This window comes from Sphingomonas sp. GW821-FHT03E12 (genome assembly GCF_059420685.1).
In genome coordinates this window covers 75,676-99,699 of sequence record NZ_JBWKUF010000002.1, presented here as the reverse complement: position 1 = coordinate 99,699, position 24,024 = coordinate 75,676, and the positions used below count along the sequence as shown (strand labels likewise).

Below are 24,024 nucleotides of genomic sequence, written 5' to 3'. Positions count from 1 at the left end.
GTCCGCATTGGCCGTCCGGTCGTCTCGTTGAACCTGATCGCCTGGCCTAGCTCAGCGTCGCGAGATGCTTCGCGACGATCGCCGCCATCTCCGGCCGCCGCTCGAGGCAGCGCGACACCGGCCCCACGACCACCACCGACAGCCGCCGGTCGCTGCCCGTCAGCGGCAGCGCCACCCCGGCCAGATCGGGCGTGTATTCGGTGTTGCTCTGGTGCCAGCCCATCTGCGCCGCCTCTGCCAGCCGCGCCTCGACCGCCTCCGGCCCGACCGGGGTGGTCGGCGCATAGGCGACGAAATCGATCTTGCGGTAGAGCTTCTCGCGCTCCTCGCGCGACATCTGCGCCAGCAGCGCGCGACCCGCAGACGTCGCATGGATCGGCACGCGATCCCCGACCTTGGCGAAGTAGCGCACCAGCTGGCGCGATTCCGCGACATCGACAAAGGTCGCAAAGATCCCCGCGGGCGCGGCGATCGCCACCGTCTCGCCGGTCGCTTCCATCAAGTCGCGCGCCAGCCGCTGGAATTTGGCGGGCAGCGGCTCGGCCGCGCTCACCGCCTCGGCCAGCACCAGCCAGCGCGGGCTCGGATAATAGGCACCCCGCCCGCGCGGCTCGTAGAGATAGCCCATCGACGCCAGCGTGCCGATCAGCTTGAACGTGCTCGACCGCGGCCAGCCCAGTTCGTCGGCCATTTCCGCGGGTGTCGCCGGGCGCAGGCGGCGCGCGAAATACTCCAGCACTTCGAGCGCATTGGCAGCCTGACGGACGGTGTTCATGCCGCCCATATGACGCAAGCACGGACTCTTTGCGAGCGCGCCTGACGGCGCGGCGCGGCACCGGCCCGCTCCCCCACCCGGCCACCCATAGGATACCGGCGCTGGGTGGGCGGGTGGGGGAGCGGGCCGGTGCCGCACTTGAATGCGTAAGCATTCAACAACAACTCAGCGCGCCGTGAAGCCGCCATCGACCGGCAATGCCACGCCGGTGACGAAGCTCGCCTCGTCCGAAGCCAGCCACAATGCCGCATCGGCAATCTCCCCCGCCTGGACCAGCCGCCCCATCGGCACATTCGCGATCAGCTTGGCCTCGTTCGCCGCCGCCTCGGCCGGGTCGCCGCTGCGGCCGGTGAAGCCGGTCTTCATTGGCGTGTCGGCAAGCCCCGGACACACCACGTTGACGCGGATACCGTCCGCGGCCAGCGCCAGCGCGAGGCTCTTGGTCAGCCCGACCACGCCCCATTTCGCCGCCGAGTAGATCGGACTCATCATCGATCCGACCAGGCCCGAGACCGATGCGGTGAAGATGATCGATCCGCCCCCGCGCTTGCGCATATACGCCGCGACCTGCCCCGCCCCAAGCGCCGCAGCGGTGACGTTGAGGTCGATCGCCTTGCGATAGGCGTCGAGGTCGAGGTTCTCGACCGACGCCGGCCCCGGCATCCCGGCATGCGCCCACAGGATATCCGCCCCGCCCAGCCACTCGGCCGCCTTGTGGATGCTGCCCTTGGCGTCCTCGGGATCGAGCAGGTCGGCAGTGATGCCCTTCACCTTGTCCGCGCCGAACTCCGCGACCAGCGCATCGAGTGCCTCCGGATTGACGTCGATCGCCGCCACCTTCGCGCCCTCGCGCACAAAGCGTTCGACCCCCGCGCGGCCCATGCCCGATGCGGCAGCGGTGACGATGGCGAGCTTGCCGTTCAGACGCATGTGTACTTCCTCAGCTTACGAAGGGATCGGCGAACTTGCCGGTGGTGGAGATGATCGTGGTCTTGGTTTCGAGGAACGGGTCGAGCCCCTCGATCCCGTTCTCGCGGCCCCAGCCGCTCGCCTTCACCCCGCCGTAAGGGGTGGACCAGCGGATGTAGCGATAGGTGTTGACCCAGACCATGCCGGCCTCGATCCGCGCCGCCACGCGATGCGTGCGTCCGGTGTCGGACGACCACAGCCCGGCGGCGAGGCCATAGGGGGTCGAATTGGCGATGCTTACCGCTTCGTCCTCGCCGTCGAACGGGATGATCGCCGCGACCGGTCCGAAAATCTCCTCCTGCGCGATCCGCATATCGGCGGAGACTCCGGCGAACACCGTCGGCTCGACGAAATAGCCGCCCGCAAGCCCGTCGCGCTCGATCCGGTTGCCGCCCGCGACCAGCTCGGCGCCCTCGTCCTTGCCGATGCCGACATAGGACAAGGTCTTGTCGAGTTGCTGCGCATGCGCCTGCGGCCCCATATGCGTTGCGGGGTCGAGCGGCATGCCGACCCGCACCCGCCCCGCCCGCTCGCGGAACGCTTCCACGACGCGATCATAGACCGGCCGCTCGACCAGCACGCGGCTGCCCAGCGCGCAACTCTGCCCGCACAATGCCCAGGCCGAACCCGTCGCAGCATTCAGCGCATTCTCGATATCGGCGTCGGCAAAGATGATGTGCGGCGCCTTGCCGCCAAGCTCGAAGGTACAGCGCGTCAGCGTGTCCGCCCCGGCTTTCAGGATCGTCTTCGCCGTCGATCCCTCGCCGGTGAAGCTGATCTTGGCGACGTCGGGATGCGCGACCAGCCGTGCACCCGCGACCGTCCCGTCGCCCGGCACGACATTGACCACGCCCGGCGGAAACCCTGCCGCCTCGAACAGCTTCGCCAGCGCCAATGACGACGCCGGAGTCGATTCCGCGGGCTTGAGCACGACGGTGCACCCCGCCGCCAGCGCCGGACCCAGCTTCCACGCCGCCGCCATCATCGGGACGTTCCACGGCGTGATCGCACCGACCACGCCCACCGGATGCCGCGTGGTGAAGGCATGGACGCTGTCGTCCATCGGGATCGTCCGCCCGCCCAGCTTGTCGGCGAGCGAGGCGAACCAGTGATAATATTGGCTGTGCAGCCCGATATCGCCGCGCGACTCCCGCACCGCCCGGCCATTGTCGCGCGTCTCGATCTGCGCCAGCGCATCGACTTGGGTCGCATAGAGATCGGCGAACTTGCGCAGCAATGCTGCACGCTCCCACGGCGGCATCCGCCGCCACGGCCCCTCGAACGCCGCTTTCGCTGCCGCCACTGCGCGGTCGATATCCGCCGCCCCGCCATAGGCGACATCGCCCCAGGGCTCCCCGGTCGCCGGATCGATGCTCGGCCGCACGCCGCCATCGATCGGCGCCACCCATTCTCCGCCGATGAACAGCCTGTCGAACGCAAACCCGTCGAGCATCCCGACTCCATAAATTTCTATTTGTGGACTTATTTGTCTCTGTATATGAATTTAAGTCAAGAAGGAGAGACGGGTAATGCTGCCGCTGCTGGAGGGGATTCGGGTCATCGAGGTCGGCGCCGTGGTGCTCGGCCCCTATGCGGGGCAGATCCTCGCAGACCTTGGCGCCAAGGTGATCAAGGTCGAGCCGCTCGAAGGAGACATCGCCCGCAACGCCCATCCCTCGGGCACCGGCGGCGGCGCGCTCTTCGTGAACAACAACCGCAACAAACGGATGCTCGCACTCGACCTCAAGGCGCCCGAAGGCCGCGCCGCGCTCGCCCGGCTGATCGGCACCGCCGACGTCCTCTTCCACAATATGCGCGTCGACGCCGCCGAACGGCTCGGCCTCGGCTTCGACGCGGTCGCGGCGATCAACCCGCGCATCGTCCATTGCGCCGCGATCGGCTTCGGCCAGCGCGGCCCCTATCGCGACCGGCCGGCGTTCGACGACATCATCCAGGCGGCAAGCGGCGTCGCGGGCCTCGCCACCGCCACCGGCGGCGACCCGCGCTTCGTCCCGACGATCCTCGCCGACAAGGTCGCCGCACTCCACGCCGTCTACGGCATCCTCGCCGCGTTGGTGGCCCGCGCCAACGGCCGCGAGGGTGCAATTCAGGTCGAGGTCCCGATGTTCGAGGCGCTCGCCGCCTTCCTGCTCAACGAACATCTTGCCGGCGCGACCTTCGCGACGGACGGCGCGGTGGGCTATCCCCGCCTGCTCTCCCCTGACCGCCGCCCGTTCCGTACCGCCGATGGCTGGATCGCTGTCCTTCCCTATACCGACCGCCAGTGGCGCGCCTTCCTGTCCGAAATCGGGCGTGAGGATGTCGCGGCGAAGGACTGGTTCGCCGACCCGCGCCAGCGTCAGGCGCGCATCGGGGAGCTCTACGCGCTCGTCGCCGCCGCCCTGCCCGCGCGGACTACCGCAGCATGGATCGCGGCGCTCGAAGCCCGTGACGTCCCCTGCTCGAAGGTCAGCGGGATCGAGGATCTCCTCACCGACCCGCACCTCACTGAAATCGGCTTTTTCGACGTGCCCGCCGGCTATCCCGAAGGCATCGTCCGCACCCTGCCCCAGCCGGTGCGCTACGACGGCATCGCGGCATCACCCGATACCGCACCGCGACCGCTCGGTGCGGATAGCCGGGCGGTGCTCGCCGATTGCGGTTTCGGTGCAGATGAGATCGACCAGTTGATCGCGGCCGGAGTCGTAGGCTCCGAGTAGTGGCGGCCAAATTCCTCCCCGGTACGGGGAGGGGGACCGCCGAAGGCGGTGGAGGGGCCGCCGCGCAGACGGCGGGGAACGCTGCCACCCGCACCGCCCTCTACGGAGCGGCTCCACCTCCCCTTCAGGGGAGGAATAGTCTCCCCGCCACGAACGCCGCGCCATCGGCGATCCCCTTGCGCGCTACCGCCGCGACCGACATCGCCTCCAGAAAGCTGTGCGTCGCGCCAGGATAGACGATCGCTTCGATCTCGACCCCCGCCGCGCGCAGCCGCGCTTCCATCGCCAGCGACTGTTCGGTCAGCAGGTCGCATTCGGGGATGACCAGCAGCACCGGCGGCAGCCCGGCCAGACCGGCGAGCAGCGGACAGGCCAGCGGGTCGCTGCGCTCGCGTTCGAAATCGGTCAGGTAATTGCCGTAATAGGCCAGCGCTTCGGCGCGATCCATGATCGACCCGGGCCCGCCGAACGCCGCCTCTGCCGCATCGGAAACCGTGGTGGCGAAATAGCCATAGTTGGACAGGATCGCCTTTACCAAGCCGGTCTCGCCCCGCTCGCGCAACCGCAACGCGGTGGCGAAACTCAGGTTCGCCCCGGCCGAATCCCCGCCCATCGCCAGCCGAGCGGGGTCGATCCCAAGTTCCGCGCCATGTGCCTTGAGCCACAGCATCAACGCCTCGATCCGGTCGAGCGCTTCGGGGTATTTGTGCTCCGGCGACAACGGGTAATCGACCCCGATCACCGCGAAGCCGCCTGCCGCTGCATATTCGCGCATCAGCCGGTCATGCGTGTCGATCGAGAAGAGCGTGAACCCGCCGCCATGCAGATAGACCAAAGCCGGTGCCGGCTCGCGCACCCCCTCGGGAAAATGCACTCGTAGGTGCAGCTTGCCTGCGCCCGGATCGAACACGCGCTCGATCGTCCGCGCCATCTCCGGCCCGCCCCCGGCCCAGCGCGCCCGCACCGCCTCGCACACCGCGCGCTGCCCGGGAAAGTCGAGCGTCTCGAACGGTGGATGCTGCGCCCAGCGCGCCTTCATCTCGGCAAGGAACGCCGCGATCTCGGGATCGAGCGTCACTTGACCGGCAACCACTGCGCATCCTTGCCTTGCGCGAACCAGGGTGCGGGCAGCTTGCGCGCCACCGGCCAGAGTTCGTCGAGCGTCTCCGCGTCGAACAACTGCCCGCCGCGCATTACCAGGCTGATCGAACGCGTGTTGCGGATATCGGCCAGCGGATCACGGTCGAACACCACCAGGTCGGCATATTTACCGACCTCCAGTGTCCCCATGTCGCCCAGCCGTCCGATCGTCTCCGCCGCACCCGCGGTCGCCGCGTGCAGCACCGCCATCGGCGTCATCCCGCCCAGCGTGTGCGCCTCCATCTCGTAATGGATGCCGATCCCAGGCTCGTCGCCATGCGATCCCATGCCGACCAGCGCGCCCGCCTCCGCCAGCCGCTTCACGTCCGCCGCCAGCGCGGGCATGCGCGAGGCGTCGAGCGAGCCCCAGTCGCGATGCGCCAGCTTGTGCGCGATCGCCGCGGGCGGCCAGAAGCGCTTCACCTTGGCGTCGAGCGCGGGATCATATTTCGCGACATAGTAATGCCGGCCCGACGGCCCGCTGGTGTTGATCAGCAGGGTCGAGACATAGCTGGTCCGGGTGAGCGCATAGAGCTTGAGCACGTCCTCCTGCAGCGGCGCGATCGGCAGCGCATGCTCGTTCCCGGCATAGCCATCGAGGATCTGGGTCAGGATCAGCTTGGGGTTGTGGCTGCCCTCGGTGGTCGGAACGATGCCCTGCTCGCGCGCGGCCATCGCGATCCATTGCCGCACCGTCCGGCTCTCGCCGCGATACTGCTTGATGTTGCGCAGGCCCCAGGCTTCGCGATAGCGCCGCAGGATCGCCCGCGCCTCGTCGAGCGAGGCGATCCGCTCCTTCGAGAACAGCGCCGGCCCGGTCGAGCGCAACCGCGGCCCGACGATCAGCCCGGCATCGATCAGATCCTGATAGGCAACCTGATCGATCCCCAGGGTCGAGGGATCGAACGACGTGGTGACGCCATAGGCCAGCCGCGCGCGCAGCCCCCATTCCTCATAGCCGATGACGTTGCGGCGCACCCCGCCGATATGGTCGTGATCGTCGATCAGGCCGGGCGCGACGGTCTTGCCGCCAAGCTCGCGCACCGGCGTCCCTGCAGGTACCGCGAAACTCCCGCGCGGCCCGATCTCGGCAATGCGGTCGCCGGTGATCAGGATGTCGGCATCCTCGATCGCCTTGTCGCCACCCGCCCCCGTTCCACCAGCCATCGTCAAGGCACGCGCGCCGCGCAGCAACAGGCTCCCCGCCGGCTTCGCGCGCGGCAGCTCGGCGACCAGCTCGACATGATCCTTCGGCACCGGCGCCTTCGCATCGGGCAGCATTTGCACATAGTTGCCCACCGACCAGATCAGGCTCCCGTCGCCGCGCCAGTCGAAAAAGTCGGCGCCCATATCGGTCACGCGCCGCCCCGGATTGCCCGGTGCGGTTAGGTCGATCTCCTTCGCCGGATCGGCGGGTGTGGGAACGACATAGAGCTGCTCGCTGGTCTGCGCCGCGATCCATTTGCCGTCGGCGCTGATCCGCATATCGTCCGCGGTCGCGGGCACATCGGTGAAATAATAGCCCTGCGCCTTGACCATCGCCACGCGCCGCTTCGCGCCGGACTTGAGGTCCACCGCCACCAGCCCGTCGTCGCTCATCAGATACGCCGTACCCGGCTGGCCGTTCACGAAATGCGGCTTCTGCCCCAACCGCCCGCTCGTCACCACCCGCGCCGCCCCGCCCGCCGCGGGAATCGCCACCAGCTCCGCCTGCCGCACCGTCCCGAATTCGAAGCTCGTCTGCTGCCGCGCCGCCGCCGGGGACCGCACCGCGAGGATCGTCGTCCCGTCCGGCGTAAAGGCTGGATGCGTATAGAAGGCAGAGACATCGCTCACCCGGACCGGCTTGCCCGATCCGTCGGCGGCGATGCTCCATACCGCCCCGCCCGCGCCTTCGCTCCAGGTGACATAGGTGATGCGCCTGCCGTCCGGGCTCCAGCCCGGCAGCGACGGCGGATCGCCCGCGATCGGCAGCCGCACCGCCGCGCCGCCGTCGATCGCCTGCACATAGACGCTGCCCAAAGCCGCGAACGCGACGCGCTTCCCGTCGGGCGAGGGCGTCGTCCCCTGCGGCAGCTTGGCGCGCACCGCGCCGGTCTCTTCCCGGAAGCCGATCCGCGTCCCCGGCCCGACCTCAAGGTCGAGCTTCGCCGTGAACGGAATCCGCACCGCCGCCGATCCGTCGACCGGCCGCCGTTCGATCTTGCCGTTCACCGCGATCAGGATCGCCTTGCCATCGGGGGTGAAGCTGTAGCGCGGGATCAGATCCATCCACGCCGCGCCGTTCATCAGGTCGAGCGGCGCCGGACCCAGGTCGCGATCGACCCCGGTGGTGAGGTCACGCACCCGCAGCCGCGTCTCCGCCATCCGCCGCGTGGCATAAACGAGCAGCCTGCCGTCAGGCGAGATCGCCGGACGGAAGAAGGTCTCGCCCCCCGCCTCACGCCCGCCCGAGCTGCCGATCACAATATCCTCGGTCCCGGTCGCAAGGTCCCGGCGCACGATCGTCCACGCCACCGGCTCGTCGAACGACAGGTCGCCCGTGCGCCGCGCGAAATAGAGATATTTGCCGTCCTTCGACGCCGCCGCGCCGAGCGTGCTCTGCCACGCACTGCGCGGTGCGTCGGGCTTCAGTTTCGCCGGCGCGACCAGTTCGCCCGGCCCGCCGTCGACCGGATGCTTCCACAATTCGTAGCGGTCCCAGCGGATCCGCACCCGGCTGACATAGATATGCTTCCCGTCCGCGCTCCATTCGGGCGAGGTGCGCACCGCGCCGTCATCCTCGTCGGTGATCCGCCGCGCGCCGCTCCCGTCCGCCCGCGCGATCCACACATTGTCGCCGCCCGACCGGTCGCTGACATAGGCGATCCACTTGCCGTCCGGGGAGAAGGCCGGCTGCACCTCGAACGCGATACCCTGCGCGATCGGCACCGCACGCCCGCCGGTCGCCGGCATCGCATAGAGTTCGCCCAGCATGTCGAACAGGATCGTCTTGCCGTCGGGCGAGACCGCGAGCGACATGAAGGTGCCGCTCGACACCTCGTAGCTCAGCGTGCGCCGCTCGGTCATCGGCAGCGCATCCTTGGCGAACGCAGGCGCCGCGAGCGCGACCATCGACACCAGACCCAGCAACGCCCGCTTCATTTCCATTCCCCCGAGAATGTGACCGGCAACCCTATCCCGCATCGGCTCACCCGCAACGGGCCAGTTCCGCCTTTTCGCGGCGGCCAGCCCTCAGTCCGGCTGCCAGGTTTCCACACGGAAGCTGTTCGGGTGATAGCGGTTCACCCCCGGCGCACCCGCAAACTCGGTGCTGTCGGCGCTGACGAGGTAGAGCCGCCCGGTGCGGTGGTCCAAGTCCATCATCCGCGCGCCCGGCCGGGTACGCACCGTCGCGACATGGCTCAGCGCATCCGGCCCCTCCCGTGCGATCACCGTCATCGTCCCGTCGCCATTGCTGCTGACGATGCGCTTGCGCGTGTCGTCGATCACCAGCGCGTCCAGCCCCTTGCCGATCGTCACGCGCGCCGTGACCTTGCCGCTCGCGGGATCGAGGATGAACACGCTCGGCCGCTCGCCGACGCATGCGCCGAGCAGGCGCCGGCTGTCCTTGAGGTACTTCATCTTCGACACGTTGCAGCCGACGTCCCAGCGCGCCTGTTCGGCCAGCGTGCGCGAATCGAGCTTGAGCACGATCCCGTCCATCCGCGCCGGGGCATAGAGGCTGCCCTGGCCGTCTGCGGCAGGATCGTCCATCTTGCGGAACGCAAAGCGCGTGGTGCGGATCAGCTTGCCGCTCGCCGCATCGATGCTGAACCAGGTCGCTTCCCGTTCGCGCGTGCCGGTGATGATGTGCAGCTGACCGGTCGCGGGGTCGAACGTCCCACTGTTCAGCCCGCCATCCTCCGCCAGCTTCGTCCGCGCGATCACCTTCAGCGTCTTGAGGTGAAAGCTCAGCAGCGACCCGTCGTCCATCGCGACATAGCCGCGGTCGAACTGCGGCAGCAGTACCGGCCCGTTGGCGCCTTCCGAATTGGGCAAAGTCGCCACCGCCCGCCCGCGATCGACGTCGTAGACGGTCAGCCCGTCCTTCAGCCGCGCCATGAACAGCCGTGCGCTTCCGGACTCGAACTTCACATAGTCCCATCCGGTATCGGTGCTGGGCAGCGTCACGCTTCCCGTCATCCGGTAGGGCAAGGGTTCGGCCTGCTGCGCCGCGGCGCTCCCGCACAGCAACGCCGCCGTCAGCGCGGCATGGAAAAGCTTCATCAAACCAGCTCCGTGTTTCGAAGGATCAGTGCAGATGGCCGTGCGCCCGCGGCTCGCGCATCCGCCACGCCACCACGAACGCCACCGCGCAGACGGCCGAGACGTACCAGGCGAACAGCCCCTCATGCCCGGCCTGCTTCAGCATCAGCGCCGCCCATTCGGCGGTGCCGCCGAAGATCGCCGAGGCGATGGCGTGGCCAAGCCCGACGCCAAGCGCACGGACATGCGCCGGGAACAGCTCGGCTTTGAACAGGCCGGAGACCGAGGTGTAGAAGGACAGGATCGCCAGCGCAGCGAACACCAGCAGCCCCGCACTCCACATCGTCTGCGCCTGCCCGATCGCGCCGAGCAGCGGCACCGCAAACAGCGTCATGCCGCCGCTGAAGATCAGCAGGTTGGTCCGCCGCCCGATCCGGTCCGAAAGCGTGCCGAGCACCGGCTGGAGCAGCAGAAAGGCAAAGGTGACGATCAGCATCGTCCGGCTCGCGCTCGCCACGTCCATGCCCGCGGTGTTGACGAGGTATTTCTGCATATAGGTGGTGAAGGTGTAGAGCGTCACCGCGCCCGCGGCGCTCAGCGCCATCACCACGAACATCGCGCGCGGATGCTGAAACAGCGTCTTGAGCGACCCCGCATCCCCGTCCTTGCCCGTGGGCTCGGCGGTCTCGTGCATCACGTCGCGGAACAGGATGAACACCCCCGCCAGCACCGCGCCGAGGATGAAGGGCAGACGCCAGCCCCATTCGCGGATCGTCTCCTCGCTCATCGTCGACTGCAGCGTGAACACCACCAGCAGCGCGAACAGCTGCCCGCCGATCAGCGTGACGAACTGGAACGAGGCGTAGAAGCCGCGCTTCCCCGGCTCTGCGATTTCGCTCAGGTAGGTCGCCGCCGCGCCATATTGCCCGCCGGTGGAGAAGCCCTGCATCAGCCGCGCGACCAGCAGCAGCGCCGGGGCCGCCGCGCCGATCGTCGCATAGGTCGGCAGCACGCCGACGAGCAGCGATCCTGCCCCCATCAGCACCACCGACGCGACCATCGCCGCGCGCCGTCCGTGGCGGTCGGCATAGCGTCCGAAGAACCAGCCGCCCAGCGGCCGGATCAGGAACCCTGCGGCATAGATCGCGGCGACGTTGAGCAGCTGCGCCGTGCGGTCTCCCGCCGGGAAAAAGGCCGATGCGAAGTACAGTGCCGTGTACGCATAGGCGTAGAAATCATACCATTCGATCAGGTTGCCGACCGATCCCGCCACCGCCGCCCGCGCACGAGTCTTGCGATCGAGCGGCACGGCCTGCGCCGGGCGCGTGTCGAGGGGGGCGTCCCCGTCTGCGGGCACGCCGATCATTCCGGGAATCCGGGTCATCATTCCTCTCCTGCGCGGGGAGCTAGCCCCGCAGCTTCGCTATCCGGCCAGCTCGCGTGATCGCGCCGCTGCCGCTTCGACGACCTTCCGGACCAGCCGGTCGATCGCATCCTCATCGTCCATCCGGGCAAGACCCGCCGCAGTGGTGCCGCCGGGGCTGGTCACCTGCCGCCGCAGCTCAGCCAGCTCGGCCGGGTCCGCGCCTGCCAATGCCGCAGCGCCGGTAAAGGTCGCGCGCGCCAGCTGCATCGCCAGCTCGGGCGGCAGCCCCTCCTCGGCGCCCGCCTTGGCCAACGCCTCGGTGAAGCGGAAGAAATAGGCCGGGCCACTGCCCGAAACCGCCGTCACCGCGTCGATCTGCGCTTCCTCGTCGATCCATACCACCTGCCCGGTCGGGCCGAGCAGCTCGTTGACCGTCGCGAAATCGCCCATCCGCACGTCGCGCCCGGCGACCGCGGCGGTGATCCCCTGCCCGATCGCCGCGGGCGTGTTGGGCATGGTCCGTACCGTCCGCCCGCTGCCCAGCGCATCGCTCAGCCCCTGCAGCGTGATCCCCGCCATGATCGACACGAATAGCGCATCGTTGCGGGCCAGCGGCCGCAGCGATTCGCCGATCGACGGGAACACCTGCGGCTTAACCGCCAGTACGACTGCCAGCTCGCCGCCCGCCTCGACATCGTCGAGCGAGTCCACCCGCTCGGCGCCCTCGGGCAATTCGGCCGCCATCGGATCGAACACCAGCACGCGATGCGCGCCCTTCCAGCCGCGCGCCATCGCGCCGCCCATCCGTCCGCACCCGACCAACAACACGTCCATCAGCGAGTATCCTTATAGCGTTCGGCAAGCAGATCCTGCCGCGAACGCGCCGATACCCGACGTCCCTCGATGATCACAGCCGCCGCGTTGGTCGACGGCTCCAGCGGATCGCCGTCCCACACCACCAGATCGGCGTCGGCGCCGGCGGTCAGCGTGCCGCCGCCCTTGCTCCAGATGCTCAGCGGATTGACCGTCACCGCGCGCAGCGCCTCGGCATAGGGCAGGCCATTTGCCACCGCGATCCCTGCGCCCTCGCGCAGCGCCATGCCGGCATTGTAGTTGGTGTGGATCTTGCCGCCCGCGAGGCCAAAGGCGACCTTCACCCCCGCCCGCGTCAGGATCGCGGCATTGTCCTGCCGCGCGCCCAGCTCGTCGAAGCCGCCGGGCAGGTTGGTCGACGGATCGAGCACTACCGGAATCTTCGCCGCGGCAAGCTGCTCGGCGGCGCGCCAGGCCTGCGCACCTTCGACGATGATCACACGGATGCCGAACTCGCTGGCCAGCCGGATCGCCTCGCGAATGTCGGACTCGCGATTGGTGTGGATCGCCAGCGGCGTCTCGCCCGAAATCACGCCTCGGATCGGTTCCTCGCCCACGCGACGCCCCCGGCCCGGCGGCGGACCGCGGCGGTCATGCTTCTTGGCGTCCTCGGCATCGCGTGCCGCCGCCGCACGCTTGGCGTCGCTCAGCGCCTTGCGCAGAACGGCCCATTGCTGCGCGCGCGACCCGACCCGGTCCCACGCGCCGCCGCCGATCACGGCATAGACCGCCACCTCGCGCTCACCCAGGATATCGACGCCCTCGCGGAACCGCGCGATCGCCGGCTCGCCCGCGAACACCGGGATGCGCGAGTTCGCCGGATAGATCAGCGCCCGGGTAATCCCGTCGGCGCGGATCAGGCTAACCAATGTCGAATTACCGTTGAGCGCGCGCGACGGATCGAAGCCGGGATTGCGCTCGTCCGCCGATCCCTGATCGCGCGTGTCTGCCGATGCGGTCTCGATCAGCCCGACCTGCGTCGCACCGTTCATCAGCCCCGGCGTCACCGGCCTGCCGCGCGCATCGATCACACTCGCGCCTTCCGGCACGCCGCCGCCCGGCGTGACCGAAACGATCTTGCCATTCTCGATCAGGATCGTGGCGTCCTTGACCGGCTCGCCCGATTCCATCGTCCAGGCCTCGGCATGGGTGACGGCAAGCGTCTGGGCCGCGGCGGGCGTGGCGGCGAGCGCCAGCAAGCAAGCGATCGTCCGGATCATCGCACGCCTCCCCGTCCCAGTTCGAAGTCGGATACCGGCGCTGCCGGCGGCTTCGACCGGTCCCACGCCACCGCGCCGTCGATCAGCACCAGATCGGCCTTGGTGTAGATGCTGAACGGATCGCCCGACCACAGCACGAGATCCGCCTGATAGCCGGGCTTCAGCGTACCCACCTTGCCTTCCAGCCCCAGCAGCTTCGCCGGATTGCTGGTCGTCCATTTGATCATCGTCTCGGGCGGGGTCTCGATGCCGATCCGCCGCCCCGCCGCTGCCGCCTTGGCCGCGGTGATGTTGAGCCGCTGGCCGTCCGCCGCCGAGTCCGAATGCATCATCACGCACACCCCGGCGCGCTCGAGCAAAGGCGCCTCGGCGCGCACCGCGTCCTGCGCTTCGATCTTGAAGCCCCACCAGTCGGCCCAGACCGCCGCGCAAGTGCCGCTCTCGCGCAACAGCCCGGGGATCTTGTACGCCTCGGTCGCATGGTGGATCGCGCCGATGCGGAAACCGAACTCCTTCGCCACCGCCAGCACCGACGCGATGTCGTTGGCACGGTAGCAATGCAGATTGACCCGGATGTCGCCCGCCATGATGCCGAGCAACACTTCCTTCTTGAGGTCGCGCCCCGCCTTGCCCGCCGCCCGCTCGCGGCCATAGGCCTGCGCGTCGAGAAAGGCCTGCCGCATATACGCGACCACGCCCTGCCGGCTGGTCGGTCCCTCATTGTCGTCGTCGGCACCCCAGCTCTTGGGGTTCTCGCCGCACGCCATCTTGAAGCCCTGCGCGCTGCCGGACACCTTCATGTCCCACACCGTCGCGCCGCGCACCGGCTTTACCACCACCGATCGCCCGGCAAAGATCGGCGTCGATCCCGGCAGGATCTGCATCGTCGTCACGCCGTTCATCAGGCCGCGGTCGAAGCCCATGTCCTGCGGATTGACCGCGGTCTCGATCCAGGTGTCGGCGCTGTTGGGGCTGCTCACTTCGGCGACATCGCTCGCCTCGCGGTCGATATCGGTCAGCGGCACGACGAAGGTGCCGTTATGCGTGTGCACATCGATCACCCCGGGCGTGACCCAGCGCCCCTTCGCATCCACCTCGCGCACGCCGGGATTGGCCAGCGCCTTGCCGACCGCGACGATCTTGCCGCCGCGCACCAGCACGTCGCCGCCGTCGATCCGCCCGCCCGCGCCGTCGAGGATCGTCGCCCCGCGCAGCAGCATGTCATCGGGAGCCGCGGGCGTGTAGCGACTCGGGAACGGATCCGCCTGCCACGGCGCGGGCCGGACCTGCGCCATGCCCGGCGTCGTCAGCAAGGCCGCCGCCGCGATCGCCGAGCCGAACCATGCCCCCGTCTTCATCTCAACGCCCCCCGTTGAACCGTTTCATCCACGCCACGCTGTCCGCGTCAGGCAGCGCGCCAAGGATCGCGTGCAGCGTCGCGCCATCCTCGTCCTGCCCCAGCTTGAACTTGCCCGAAAGCGCCGTGACGCGCGCCCGGAAACCGATGATCCGCTTCAGCATGCCCTGATAGCGTGGCCCCAGCTCCTCGACGCCCCAGGGCTTGGCGCGGCCAGCCTCCATCGCATCGATCAACACCTTGAGCGAATATTCCGTCAGCGCGTCATCGAAGCCGATCTCTGCCGACACCTTGATCTGCGCATAGTTCCAGGTCGGCGCCCAGTCGCGCCGCCCGGCATGCTCGGGGCTGACATAAGCGTCCGGCCCGCTGAACAGGATCGTCGCGCGCGGGTCGCCGGTCAGCGCGGCATAGAGCGGGTTGGACCGCATCAGATGCCCGATCAGCTCGATCAGCCGGCCCTCGCCGTCATAGACGCCGATCAGCGGCAACAGGCTCGCCTCGAGCGCCCCTGCCCCGCCGCCGCACACCCAGGCGAGCGGAAAGCCTTCGATCAGGGCACGCACATCCGCATCGCCGAACCGCTCGAACAGCGGCCGGTTTTCCTGCGTTTCTACTGCGCCCGTGCTTGCTTGAGCCCCGTCCATCTGCCCCGATGCCTGTGATTGATGGCCCCCTTCTTCCCCAGTGTTCGGGGAGCGACAAGCGCCAAGACCGAAAAGCATCGGGGTCCAGCCGGGCGTTGCCAGCGCCGATTTACCGCGTTAGCCTTGGCCCCCATCGTGTATTTCAATGATGGAAGGAACCGGTCCAATGCTACGTCCGTGGCAGGTCAGCCTGGGAGAGCGAATCGATCCCGCGCGCGACGTTCCGATCTATATGCAGATCATCCAGGCGCTGATTCGCGACATCGAACGCGGGCGGCTCACCTCAGGCACCTACCTCCCCTCCAGCCGCGAGCTGGCGCAGGTGCTCGGCGTCAACCGCAAGACCGTCGTCCTCGCCTATGAGGATCTGATCGCGCAGGGCTGGCTCGATTCGGCGGGTACGCGCGGGACGATGGTCTCCGCCTCGCTGCCCGAACCCGCGAACAAACAGCGGACCGAGGCCGAGGCGACGATGAGCAACGTGCCGGTCGATTACCGGTTCGCCGCCCCGCCCCAACGCCCGCTCGCTCTGCCCTCCGGTCCCGGGCTCAAGCTCGACGAGGGCGCGCCCGACGGCCGCCTGTTCCCGGCCGACCTGCTCGCCCGCGCCTATCGCTCCGCTGCTCACCGCGCCTCGCGCGAGAATCGCTTCCAGTACGGCAATCCGCGCGGCACTCCGGCCCTGCGCGAAAGCGTCGCGACGATGCTCAAGAGCCAGCGCGGACTGCCCGTCACCGCCGAGAATATCTGCATCACCCGCGGCAGTCAGAACGGCATCTTCCTCGCCGCACAGGTGCTGGTCCGCCCCGGCGACACGGTGATCGTCGAGGCGCTGACCTATGAGCCAGCGGTCGCCGCCTTCCGCGCGCTCGGCGCCAATATCGTCGCGGTCGGACTGGACGAGGACGGGATCGATATCGACGCGGTCGAGCATGCCTGCCGCCGGAACGCGGTGCGCGCGGTGTTCGTCACCCCGCACCACCAGTTCCCAACCACGGTCTCGCTCCGCCCCGAGCGCCGCCTGCGCCTGCTCGAGCTGTCGCACCAGTTCGGCTTCGCGATCATCGAGGATGATTACGACCACGAATTCCATTTCGAATCGCAGCCATTGCTGCCGATGGCCGGCTATGGCCCGGGGCACGTCATCTATGTCGGATCGATGTCGAAGCTGCTGCTTCCGGCGCTGCGCATCGGCTATGTCGCCGCGCCGCCCCCGGTGATCGACGCGATCGCGCACATGGTCTCGCTCACCGACGGCATGGGCAATGCGCTGACCGAGGACGCCGCCGCCGAGCTGATCGAGAATGGCGAGCTTAGACGCCATGCGCGGAAAGTGCGGCAGGTCTACGCCAAGCGCCGCGAGAGCTTCGCGGCGGAAATCGACCGCACGCTCGCCGGCATTGCCGATTACAAGATGCCCGACGGCGGCCTCGCCTTCTGGCTGCGCTTCCACACCGATCTCGACGCGATGGAGGCCCGCGCCGCCGCGATGGGGCTGCGCTTCGCCGCTTCGCGGTCGTTCATGACGCGCGACGACGCGCCGCGCGGCCTGCGTATCGGCTTCGCCAGCCTCAACGAACATGAGGCGAAGACCGCGGTCGCGGCGCTGCGCGAGGCGGCGGGGTGACTGGTCCCTTCAAAAACCACGGACTTGGATGTTCTCCGATCCATCGCAAAGGTTGAGCCTTGGCCGAAAGGGAGGACAAAAAGATGAAGTATCTCGCAATCGCCGCCGCAGCCTTGGCCCTGCCGCTGGTTCCCGCCGCGGCACAGGATGCACCCAAGCCCGCCGCCGCGCAGGAAGCCTGGCCGGAGGCATGGTTCGAAATCTTCAAGCTCGCGCCGGGCAAGCAGGAAGAGTTCATCCGCCGCATCGATCAGGCGGATCAGGTCGCCGCCGCCGGCGGCCAGCCGCCGATCCAGCTCTTCTTCCATGAGAATGGCGCCGATTTCGACGTCATCATCTTCAAGCCCGTCACCGGCTTCAAGCCGACCCCCGCGCAGGAAGCGGCGATGAACGCCAAGCGCAAGGAACTCGGCATGCCGAGCGGCCCGGCCTATTTCGTCAATATCCGCGAGCTGATCGCCGAACACACCGACTCCAAGACCTATGGCCCGCTCTCCGCGGCGAAGTGGCTCGCCCGGCTCGACAAGTGGCGCGCCGAAAATCCGCCGCGCAAGTCGGCGATGGGCAAGTGATGCCGGGCCGGCGCGCGTTCCTCGCGCTCGGCGCGGGCACGGCGGCCGCCGCGATGACGCGTGCCGCCTTCGCCGCCGAGGGTGACCTCGACACCGCGTATCTCAATGCGCGCGTCTGGACCGGCGCCGGCCCGACCACCCGCACCGACGCGATCGGGGTGAAGGGCGGCCACATCGCCGCGATCGGCACTGGCGCCGTCCGTGCGCGTACCGGCAAGCGGACGCGGGTGATCGACCTTCAGGGCGCGTTCGTCACGCCCGGCTTCATCGATCCGCACGTCCATTTCGTGAAGGCGGCGACGATGCTGTCGCAGCCCTCGCTGCGCGACGCCGCCGATCCCAAGGAATTCGTCGCGCGCATCGCCGCCGCGGCCAAGGCGCTGCCCAAGGGCGCCTGGCTCGAAGGCGGAAACTGGGATCAGGACCGCTGGGGCGGCGAGATGCCGCACCGCAAATGGATCGACGCGGTCACGCCCGACACGCCGGTCGCAGTGATCCGCTACGACCTCCATATGCTGTTCCTCAACTCGCTGGCGCTCAAGCTCGCGGGGATCGACCGCAACACCGTCTCGCCGCCGGGCGGGGTGATCGAGAAGGACGCCAGCGGCGAACCGACCGGCATCGTCAAGGATGCGGCCAAGGACCTCGTCCTGCGCGCGATCGGCGACCAGACTCCCGAACAGATCGACGCCGTCACCCGGCAGGGCATCGACCTCGCGCTCAGCAAGGGCGTCACCCAGGTCCACCCGACCGAGTTGGAGACGATCAGCTTCGATTCGACCCGCCGTCTGCGCGCGAAGGGCGAGACCGGGCTTCGCTTCCGCCACTATCTCCCGCTCAAGGATTGGGAGGCGCAGGCCGCGCTGATCGCCAGCGAAGGCCGCGGCGACGACTGGGTCCAGTGGGGCGGGTGCAAGGTGGTGTTCGACGGGTCGCTGGGCTCGCGCACCGCGCGCTTCTACGAACCCTATCTCGACGAGCCCGGCACGCGCGGCATCGTCGTCACCGATCCGAAGGATCTGCTCAACTGGATCACCGGCGCCGACAAGGCCGGCATCCAGGTCACCGCGCATGCGATCGGCGACGAGGCGAACGACATCGTCCTCGACACCTTCGCCGCCGTCGCCAAGGCCAACGGCCCGCGCGACCGCCGCTTCCGCGTCGAGCATGTCCAGCACATGAAGCCCGCGGCGATTCCGCGGTTCAAGGCGCAGGACGTCATCGCGTCGGTCCAGCCCTATCACGCGATCGACGATGGCCGCTGGGCGGTGCGCCGGATCGGCGAGGAGCGGCTCAAGACCAGCTTCGCCTTCGGCTCGCTCGTCCGTTCGGGCGCGCATGTCTGCATGGGGTCAGACTGGCCGGTCGCGCCGATCGATCCGCTCACCGGCCTTGAAGCCGCGGTCGATCGCGAGACGATCGACGGCAAGAACCCCAATGGCTGGTTCCCCGAACAGCGCATCACGCTGGCGCAGGCAATGCGCTGCTACACGCGTGAGGCCGCCTATGCCGGTTTCAACGACAGGAAGATGGGCCTGATCGCCCCCGGCTTCCTCGCCGACTTCGTCGTCTGGGACCGCGACCTCTTTGCGATTGACTCGCATTTACTGACCAAGGCAAAGGTGCTGCGTACGATCGTCGGAGGCGTACAACGCTTTGGCTGAACCCGCTTAGCCATTGCGGTCGCCAAATTACCCGTTTGGACCCTTGCACATCCCCAAACTGGATGTTTCGCGGACCAACCCCGACTCGCATGTTACCTTCACGATACAGAGCCTGGCTCAGATCAGGCCCGTATCGGGAGGGACACGCAACACCAGCTCGGGGGAGTATTTGAACATGGTTGCCCACCGTATCGCAGTCAGGGGAGCCGCCGTCGCCGCTCTCGCCACCGCGCTCGCCGCACCCGCCTTTGCGCAGCAAGCGGCAGAGGGCGAAGACGTCGTCATCACCGCCCAGCGCGACAACCAGACCCAGGTCAGCCGCAACGGCTCGCTCGGTGCGCTGGGCGACAAGGACGCGATGGACACGCCCTTCGCGGTCAAGAGCTACAACGAAGCGCTGATCCTCAATCAGCAGCCGCTGACACTCGGCGCGGTGCTCGAGAATGATCCCTCGGTCCGTACCACGCTCGGCTTCGGCAACATGTCGGAACAGTTCGTCGTCCGCGGCTTCAACCTGTTCGGCGAGGATATCGCGATCGACGGCCTGTTCGGCGTCACTCCGCGCCAGCTCGTCTCGCCCGAGCTCTACGACCAGATCCAGATCCTCAACGGCGCCAGCGCCTTCCTGTTCGGCGCCGCGCCGGGCGGCTCCGCGCTCGGCGGCACGGTCAACCTGACGCCCAAGCGCGCCAAGGACCGCAACACCAACCGCCTCACCGCCAACTGGCTGTCGGACTCGCACTTCGGCGGCGCCTTCGACTTCGGCCGCCGCTTCGGTTCGGGCAAGGCGTTCGGCTTCCGCCTCAACGGCGCCTATCGCTCGGGCGATATCGCGATCGATGGCGAATTCCGCCGCTCGGCGGTGGTCGGCGGCAGCTTCGACTATCGCACCGACAATCTGCGCGTCAGCCTCGATCTCGCCTATCAGAACGTCAAGGCGCAGCACATGCGCCCGATGGTCCAGCTCAACAACTTCTACGGTGGCGCGACCACGTTGCCGCGCGTCCCGCGCGCCGACAGCAACTACGGTCAGAACTGGTATAACCAGACGATCCGCGACGTCTTTGGCATCGTGAAGCTCGAATATGACGTCACCGACAACCTCATGTTCTACGCCTCGGCCGGCGCGCGCGATACGGCCGAGCGCGGTGTCTATCAGGGCTTCCAGGTCCTGAACACGACCGGCGGAACCTTCACCGCGACCGCCAACGGGCCTGCCACGCTGGCGTCGGGCGCCGCATTCGTCACCGGCTCCAACATCCCGCGCAACGACAATAACGAAGCCGCACAGGCCGGCCTGCGCTTCAAGGGTGAAGGCTGGGGCATCACCCACCAGCTCAACATGGGCTATTCGCACAGCCGCTACGTCAACCGGAACGCGTTCGAGTTCAGTTCGTCGGCGCCCGCCACCGCGCCCCGCAACAACCTCTACAACCCGATCCAGGTCACGCGCCCGCCGCTGACCTCTTTGGTCTCGGGCAACCTTGCCGATCCCAACCCGGCCAACCGCACGCGCCTCGACAGCATCTTCGTGTCCGACACGTTGGGCTTTGCCGACGACGTGGTGCAGCTGACGCTCGGCCTGCGGAACCAGAGCATCCACTTCCGCGCGTACAACATCACCACCAAGGTCCAGACCAGCCAGTATAAGGAAACCGCGACCACCCCGGTTATCGGTCTGGTGATCCGCCCGAGCGAGCATATCTCGCTCTACGCCAACCGCATCGAAGGTCTGGCGCAGGGTCCGGTTGCGGGTGCCGGCACGATCAATGTCGGGCAGGTGTTCCCGCCGTTCCAGACCGTGCAGTACGAGATCGGCGGCAAGGTCCAGTTCGGCCGTTTCAACGCCTCGATCGCCGCGTTCCAGACCGATCGTCCGCAGGCATTGAACGAGGTGACTCCGGCAGGCACGGTGTTCACGGTCAATGGCGAGCAGCGCAACAAGGGCATCGAGCTCAGCGTCGATGGCGAGCCGCTCAAGGGCCTGCGCATCATCGCCGGCGTCTCGATCACCGACGCCAAGCAGCGCCGCACCACCGGCGGGCTGACCGACGGCCGCGACGCGATCGGCGTGCCCGAATATACCGCCAACGCCAATGTCGAGTGGGACGTCTATGGCGGCCTCACCCTCACCGGCCGCGTGATGCAGACCGGCAAGCAGGCGTTCAACCTCACCAACACCATCGTCCTGCCCGAATGGACCCGCTTCGACCTTGGCGCGCGCTATGTCGTCGCCATCGCCGATGCGCCGGTCACCTTCCGCTTCAACGTCGATAACGTGGCGAACAACCGCTACTGGGCGTCGTCGCTCGGCGGCTATCTCGTCCAGGGCATGCCGCGCACCTTCAAGGCATCGGCGACGATCGACTTCTGATCCCCTCAACCTCGCAGGTCGCACCCTGGGGCCCGGCTGGCGACAGCCGGGCCTTTTTGCTGTCACACGCCGGTAACCGCGCGAGCGCACATCACGGCCCGACGGACGCATGTGTTTCTGCGCCCCCGGCGTACCGATGGGGAGGAAGTCCAATGCTTGCCCGCTTAGGTCTGCTTTCGCTCGCCTCGTTCACCCTCGCTTCGTGCGACGCGCTGTCCGCGCTCACCCCACGCGAGATCCGCGTGGTCGGCTCCTCGACCGTCTATCCCTTCACCAAGACGGTGGCCGACGCCTTTGTCGAGGCGAAGAAGGGCCGCCGCACCCCGGTGGTCGAATCGACCGGCACCGGCGGGGGTATCGCACGCTTCTGCGAGGGCGCCGGCTCCTCCCACGCCGATATCGTCAACGCCTCGCGCCGGATGCGCCGGGTCGAGTTCGACACCTGCAAGGCGAACGGCGTCGGCGACATCATCGAAGTGCCGATCGGGCTCGACGGCATAGCGCTCGCCGAATCCAATTCGGGGCCCAAGCTCGCGCTGACCCGCAAGGATCTCTACCTCGCCCTCGCCGCCAATCCGCTGGGCAAGCCCAACACCGCGAAGACCTGGAAGGACGTCAATCCGGCGCTCCCCGCAATCCCGATCCTCGTGCTCGGCCCGCCCTCGACCAGCGGTACCCGAGACGCCTTTGTCGAGCTGATCCTCGAGCAGGGCTGCCTCGCCGCCATGCCCGCCGCGGCCGATCTCAAGCGGACCGGCGACCCCGCCTTGTTCGAGAACACCTGCCGCAAGCTGCGCGGCGACGGCGCCTATGCCGAAAAGGGCGAGGACGACAATCTGATCGTCCAGGGCCTGGCCGAGAACCCGAACGCGGTCGGGCTGGTCGGCTACTCCTATCTCGACGCCAACCGCACCCGTCTCCACGGCGTGCCGATCGAGGGCGTGGCGCCGACCTATGCCGATATCGAAAGCGGCAAATATCCCGGTGTGCGCAGCCTCTACCTCTATGTGAAGAAGAAGCACCTCAACGCGATGCCCGATCTCAAGGAATTCCTGCACCTCTATGCGACGATGTGGGAGCCCGGCGGCGCGCTGACCAAACACGGGCTGATCGCAGTGCCCAAGAAGGTCCGCGACCGGTCGGCCGAGGTGATCGAGCTCGCACTGCCACTCGACACCACCGCCCTGCCCTGACCGGTCCCATCCGGCAGCGCCGGACGGGCAAGGCAACGGGTCCAATCCCGATTCGCGCCTGCTATCGCGAATAGGTCGCAACGCCTGTAAAACCCGTGGAGCAGGACGCCCGGCCGCCAGCGTCTTGGTCCCCAATCCTTTCCCGAAAGTGGATGTGTTGCGGTCCTGATCCGCGCGCCACACCCCCCGGATGACCGCCTCCGCTCCCTCCGCGCGGCCATCGCTGCGCCGCACCCTGCTCAAGGTCCATCGCTGGCTCAGCCTCGGCGCCGCCGTCTTCTGGCTGCTCCAGGCGCTCACCGGCATCCTGATCGTCTTCCACTGGGAGATCACCGACGCCGGGATCGCGGGCGCGCACCGCCCGACCGATCTCGCCGCGATCGAACGCCGCATCGCAACGATCGCACCGCGTGACAGCGGCGTGACAGTAAAATCGGTGTGGACTGCGGCCGGCTATGCGGACCGCTACAACATCATCGTCGAGGATGCCGAGGGCAACGGGCGCACCGTGCGCGTCGCCGGCGACGGCAGCGAGCTCCGCACCACGCGTGACGGCGAGACGACCTTGATGGGCTTCCTCGTCGGCTTCCATCACGATCTGCTCGGCAGCTGGGGCAGCTGGATCGTCTCGATCAGCGGCGTGCTGCTCTGCTCCAATCTGGTCCTCGGCCTGGTCGCCGCCTGGCCGAAGCGCGGCACCTGGCGGATCGCGCTCAAGCCTGCGACGCGCGGCCCCGCCGCCGCACGCCTCTACACCTGGCACCGCTCGGTCGGTCTCTGGGCCGTCGTCCCCGCGCTGGTCATTGCCGCCACCGGCACCCTGCTCAAGTTCGAGGACGGGGTCAGCGATCTGATCGGTGCAGAATCGGTCTCGCTCCCCGCCAACCCGCCCGCGGGCGATCCCGTGGGCTTCGCCACCGCCGGCCGCGCCGCGCTCGCCGCGATCCCGGGCAGCAGCCTCACCGCCGTCGCCTGGCCCAAGCCCGACGACGCGACCTACCGGATCCGCCTGCGCGCGCCGGGCGAGATCCGCCGCGCCTATGGCAACAGCATCGTGCTGGTCGACGCCAATAGCGGCGCGGTGCGCGGCGCCTATCCGATCGCGCAGGCCGAACCTGCGCGCGCGTTCATGAGCGCGCTCTTCCCGATCCACACCGGCGAGGCCGGCGGCATCATCGGCCGCATCCTCTCGATCGCGATCGGTCTCTGGCTGGTGACGATGATCGTCGCCGGCACTCTGCTTTGGTTCAAGCGCCGAAAACCGCGCGCAAGGGGGTAA

At 68.2% G+C, this 24,024-nt stretch carries 18 protein-coding genes; 7 read left to right on the top strand and 11 right to left on the bottom strand.

Annotated features, from left to right (window positions below; genetic code table 11):
- Positions 1–46: 46 nt before the first annotated feature.
- From AC07TU_RS05905 to AC07TU_RS05895, 3 genes are all read right to left on the bottom strand, one after another.
- The gene (locus AC07TU_RS05905) at positions 47–775 is read right to left on the bottom strand and encodes an IclR family transcriptional regulator (protein WP_495186995.1); all 729 of its coding nucleotides are present in this window, start codon (positions 773–775) and stop codon (positions 47–49) included.
- Between the two features lie 165 nt (positions 776–940).
- Positions 941–1,705: an SDR family NAD(P)-dependent oxidoreductase gene (locus tag AC07TU_RS05900; RefSeq protein WP_495186994.1), complete on the bottom strand. Its 765-nt coding sequence runs from the start codon at positions 1,703–1,705 to the stop codon at positions 941–943.
- Between the two features lie 10 nt (positions 1,706–1,715).
- A complete protein-coding gene (locus tag AC07TU_RS05895) occupies positions 1,716–3,197 on the bottom strand; it encodes an aldehyde dehydrogenase (RefSeq protein WP_495186993.1) in 1,482 nt (493 codons plus the stop codon).
- Between the two features lie 76 nt (positions 3,198–3,273).
- Here AC07TU_RS05895 and AC07TU_RS05890 point away from each other — a divergent pair, with 76 nt between their 5' ends.
- Complete coding sequence (locus AC07TU_RS05890) at positions 3,274–4,464, top strand: CaiB/BaiF CoA transferase family protein (RefSeq protein ID WP_495186992.1); 1,191 nt, start codon at positions 3,274–3,276, stop codon at positions 4,462–4,464.
- 124 nt (positions 4,465–4,588) lie between these two features.
- On the opposite strand, the gene AC07TU_RS05885 is transcribed toward AC07TU_RS05890, so the two are convergent.
- The 8 genes from AC07TU_RS05885 to AC07TU_RS05850 all read right to left on the bottom strand — a co-directional run bounded on the left by AC07TU_RS05885 (position 4,589) and on the right by AC07TU_RS05850 (position 15,315).
- Positions 4,589–5,557: an alpha/beta hydrolase gene (locus AC07TU_RS05885; RefSeq protein WP_495186991.1), complete on the bottom strand. Its 969-nt coding sequence runs from the start codon at positions 5,555–5,557 to the stop codon at positions 4,589–4,591.
- Complete coding sequence (locus tag AC07TU_RS05880) at positions 5,539–8,748, bottom strand: amidohydrolase family protein (protein WP_495186990.1); 3,210 nt, start codon at positions 8,746–8,748, stop codon at positions 5,539–5,541. Before AC07TU_RS05880 ends, AC07TU_RS05885 begins: the two co-directional genes overlap by 19 nt.
- Before the next feature lie 90 nt (positions 8,749–8,838).
- Positions 8,839–9,873, bottom strand: coding sequence for a hypothetical protein (locus AC07TU_RS05875; protein ID WP_495186989.1), 1,035 nt, complete (start codon positions 9,871–9,873; stop codon positions 8,839–8,841).
- A gap of 25 nt (positions 9,874–9,898) precedes the next feature.
- The gene (locus AC07TU_RS05870) at positions 9,899–11,236 is read right to left on the bottom strand and encodes an MFS transporter (RefSeq protein ID WP_495186988.1); all 1,338 of its coding nucleotides are present in this window, start codon (positions 11,234–11,236) and stop codon (positions 9,899–9,901) included.
- 39 nt (positions 11,237–11,275) lie between these two features.
- Entirely contained in the window at positions 11,276–12,052 is a 777-nt protein-coding gene (gene proC, locus AC07TU_RS05865; RefSeq protein WP_495186987.1) for a pyrroline-5-carboxylate reductase, read from the bottom strand.
- Positions 12,052–13,311 (bottom strand): amidohydrolase family protein, encoded by a 1,260-nt coding sequence (locus AC07TU_RS05860; RefSeq protein WP_495186986.1) that lies wholly within the window; start codon positions 13,309–13,311, stop codon positions 12,052–12,054. The genes proC and AC07TU_RS05860 overlap by 1 nt, the downstream gene beginning before the upstream one ends.
- Positions 13,308–14,669, bottom strand: a complete 1,362-nt coding sequence (locus AC07TU_RS05855) for an amidohydrolase family protein (protein ID WP_495186985.1) — start codon at positions 14,667–14,669, stop codon at positions 13,308–13,310. Before AC07TU_RS05855 ends, AC07TU_RS05860 begins: the two co-directional genes overlap by 4 nt.
- Before the next feature lies 1 nt (position 14,670).
- Complete coding sequence (locus AC07TU_RS05850) at positions 14,671–15,315, bottom strand: FMN-binding negative transcriptional regulator (RefSeq protein WP_495186984.1); 645 nt, start codon at positions 15,313–15,315, stop codon at positions 14,671–14,673.
- Positions 15,316–15,481: 166 nt separating this feature from the next.
- Here AC07TU_RS05850 and pdxR point away from each other — a divergent pair, with 166 nt between their 5' ends.
- From pdxR to AC07TU_RS05820, 6 genes are all read left to right on the top strand, one after another.
- Complete coding sequence (gene pdxR, locus AC07TU_RS05845) at positions 15,482–16,942, top strand: MocR-like pyridoxine biosynthesis transcription factor PdxR (protein ID WP_495186983.1); 1,461 nt, start codon at positions 15,482–15,484, stop codon at positions 16,940–16,942.
- Positions 16,943–17,025: 83 nt separating this feature from the next.
- Positions 17,026–17,514, top strand: coding sequence for a hypothetical protein (locus AC07TU_RS05840; protein WP_495186982.1), 489 nt, complete (start codon positions 17,026–17,028; stop codon positions 17,512–17,514).
- Entirely contained in the window at positions 17,514–19,178 is a 1,665-nt protein-coding gene (locus AC07TU_RS05835) for an amidohydrolase (RefSeq protein WP_495186981.1), read from the top strand. The genes AC07TU_RS05840 and AC07TU_RS05835 overlap by 1 nt, the downstream gene beginning before the upstream one ends.
- A 175-nt stretch (positions 19,179–19,353) precedes the next feature.
- The gene (locus AC07TU_RS05830) at positions 19,354–21,552 is read left to right on the top strand and encodes a TonB-dependent receptor (RefSeq protein WP_495186980.1); all 2,199 of its coding nucleotides are present in this window, start codon (positions 19,354–19,356) and stop codon (positions 21,550–21,552) included.
- A 152-nt stretch (positions 21,553–21,704) separates the two neighbouring features.
- On the top strand, positions 21,705–22,745 hold the full coding sequence (locus AC07TU_RS05825; RefSeq protein WP_495186979.1) for a substrate-binding domain-containing protein: 1,041 nt from the start codon (positions 21,705–21,707) through the stop codon (positions 22,743–22,745).
- Between the two features lie 190 nt (positions 22,746–22,935).
- The gene (locus tag AC07TU_RS05820; protein ID WP_495186978.1) at positions 22,936–24,024 is read left to right on the top strand and encodes a PepSY-associated TM helix domain-containing protein; all 1,089 of its coding nucleotides are present in this window, start codon (positions 22,936–22,938) and stop codon (positions 24,022–24,024) included.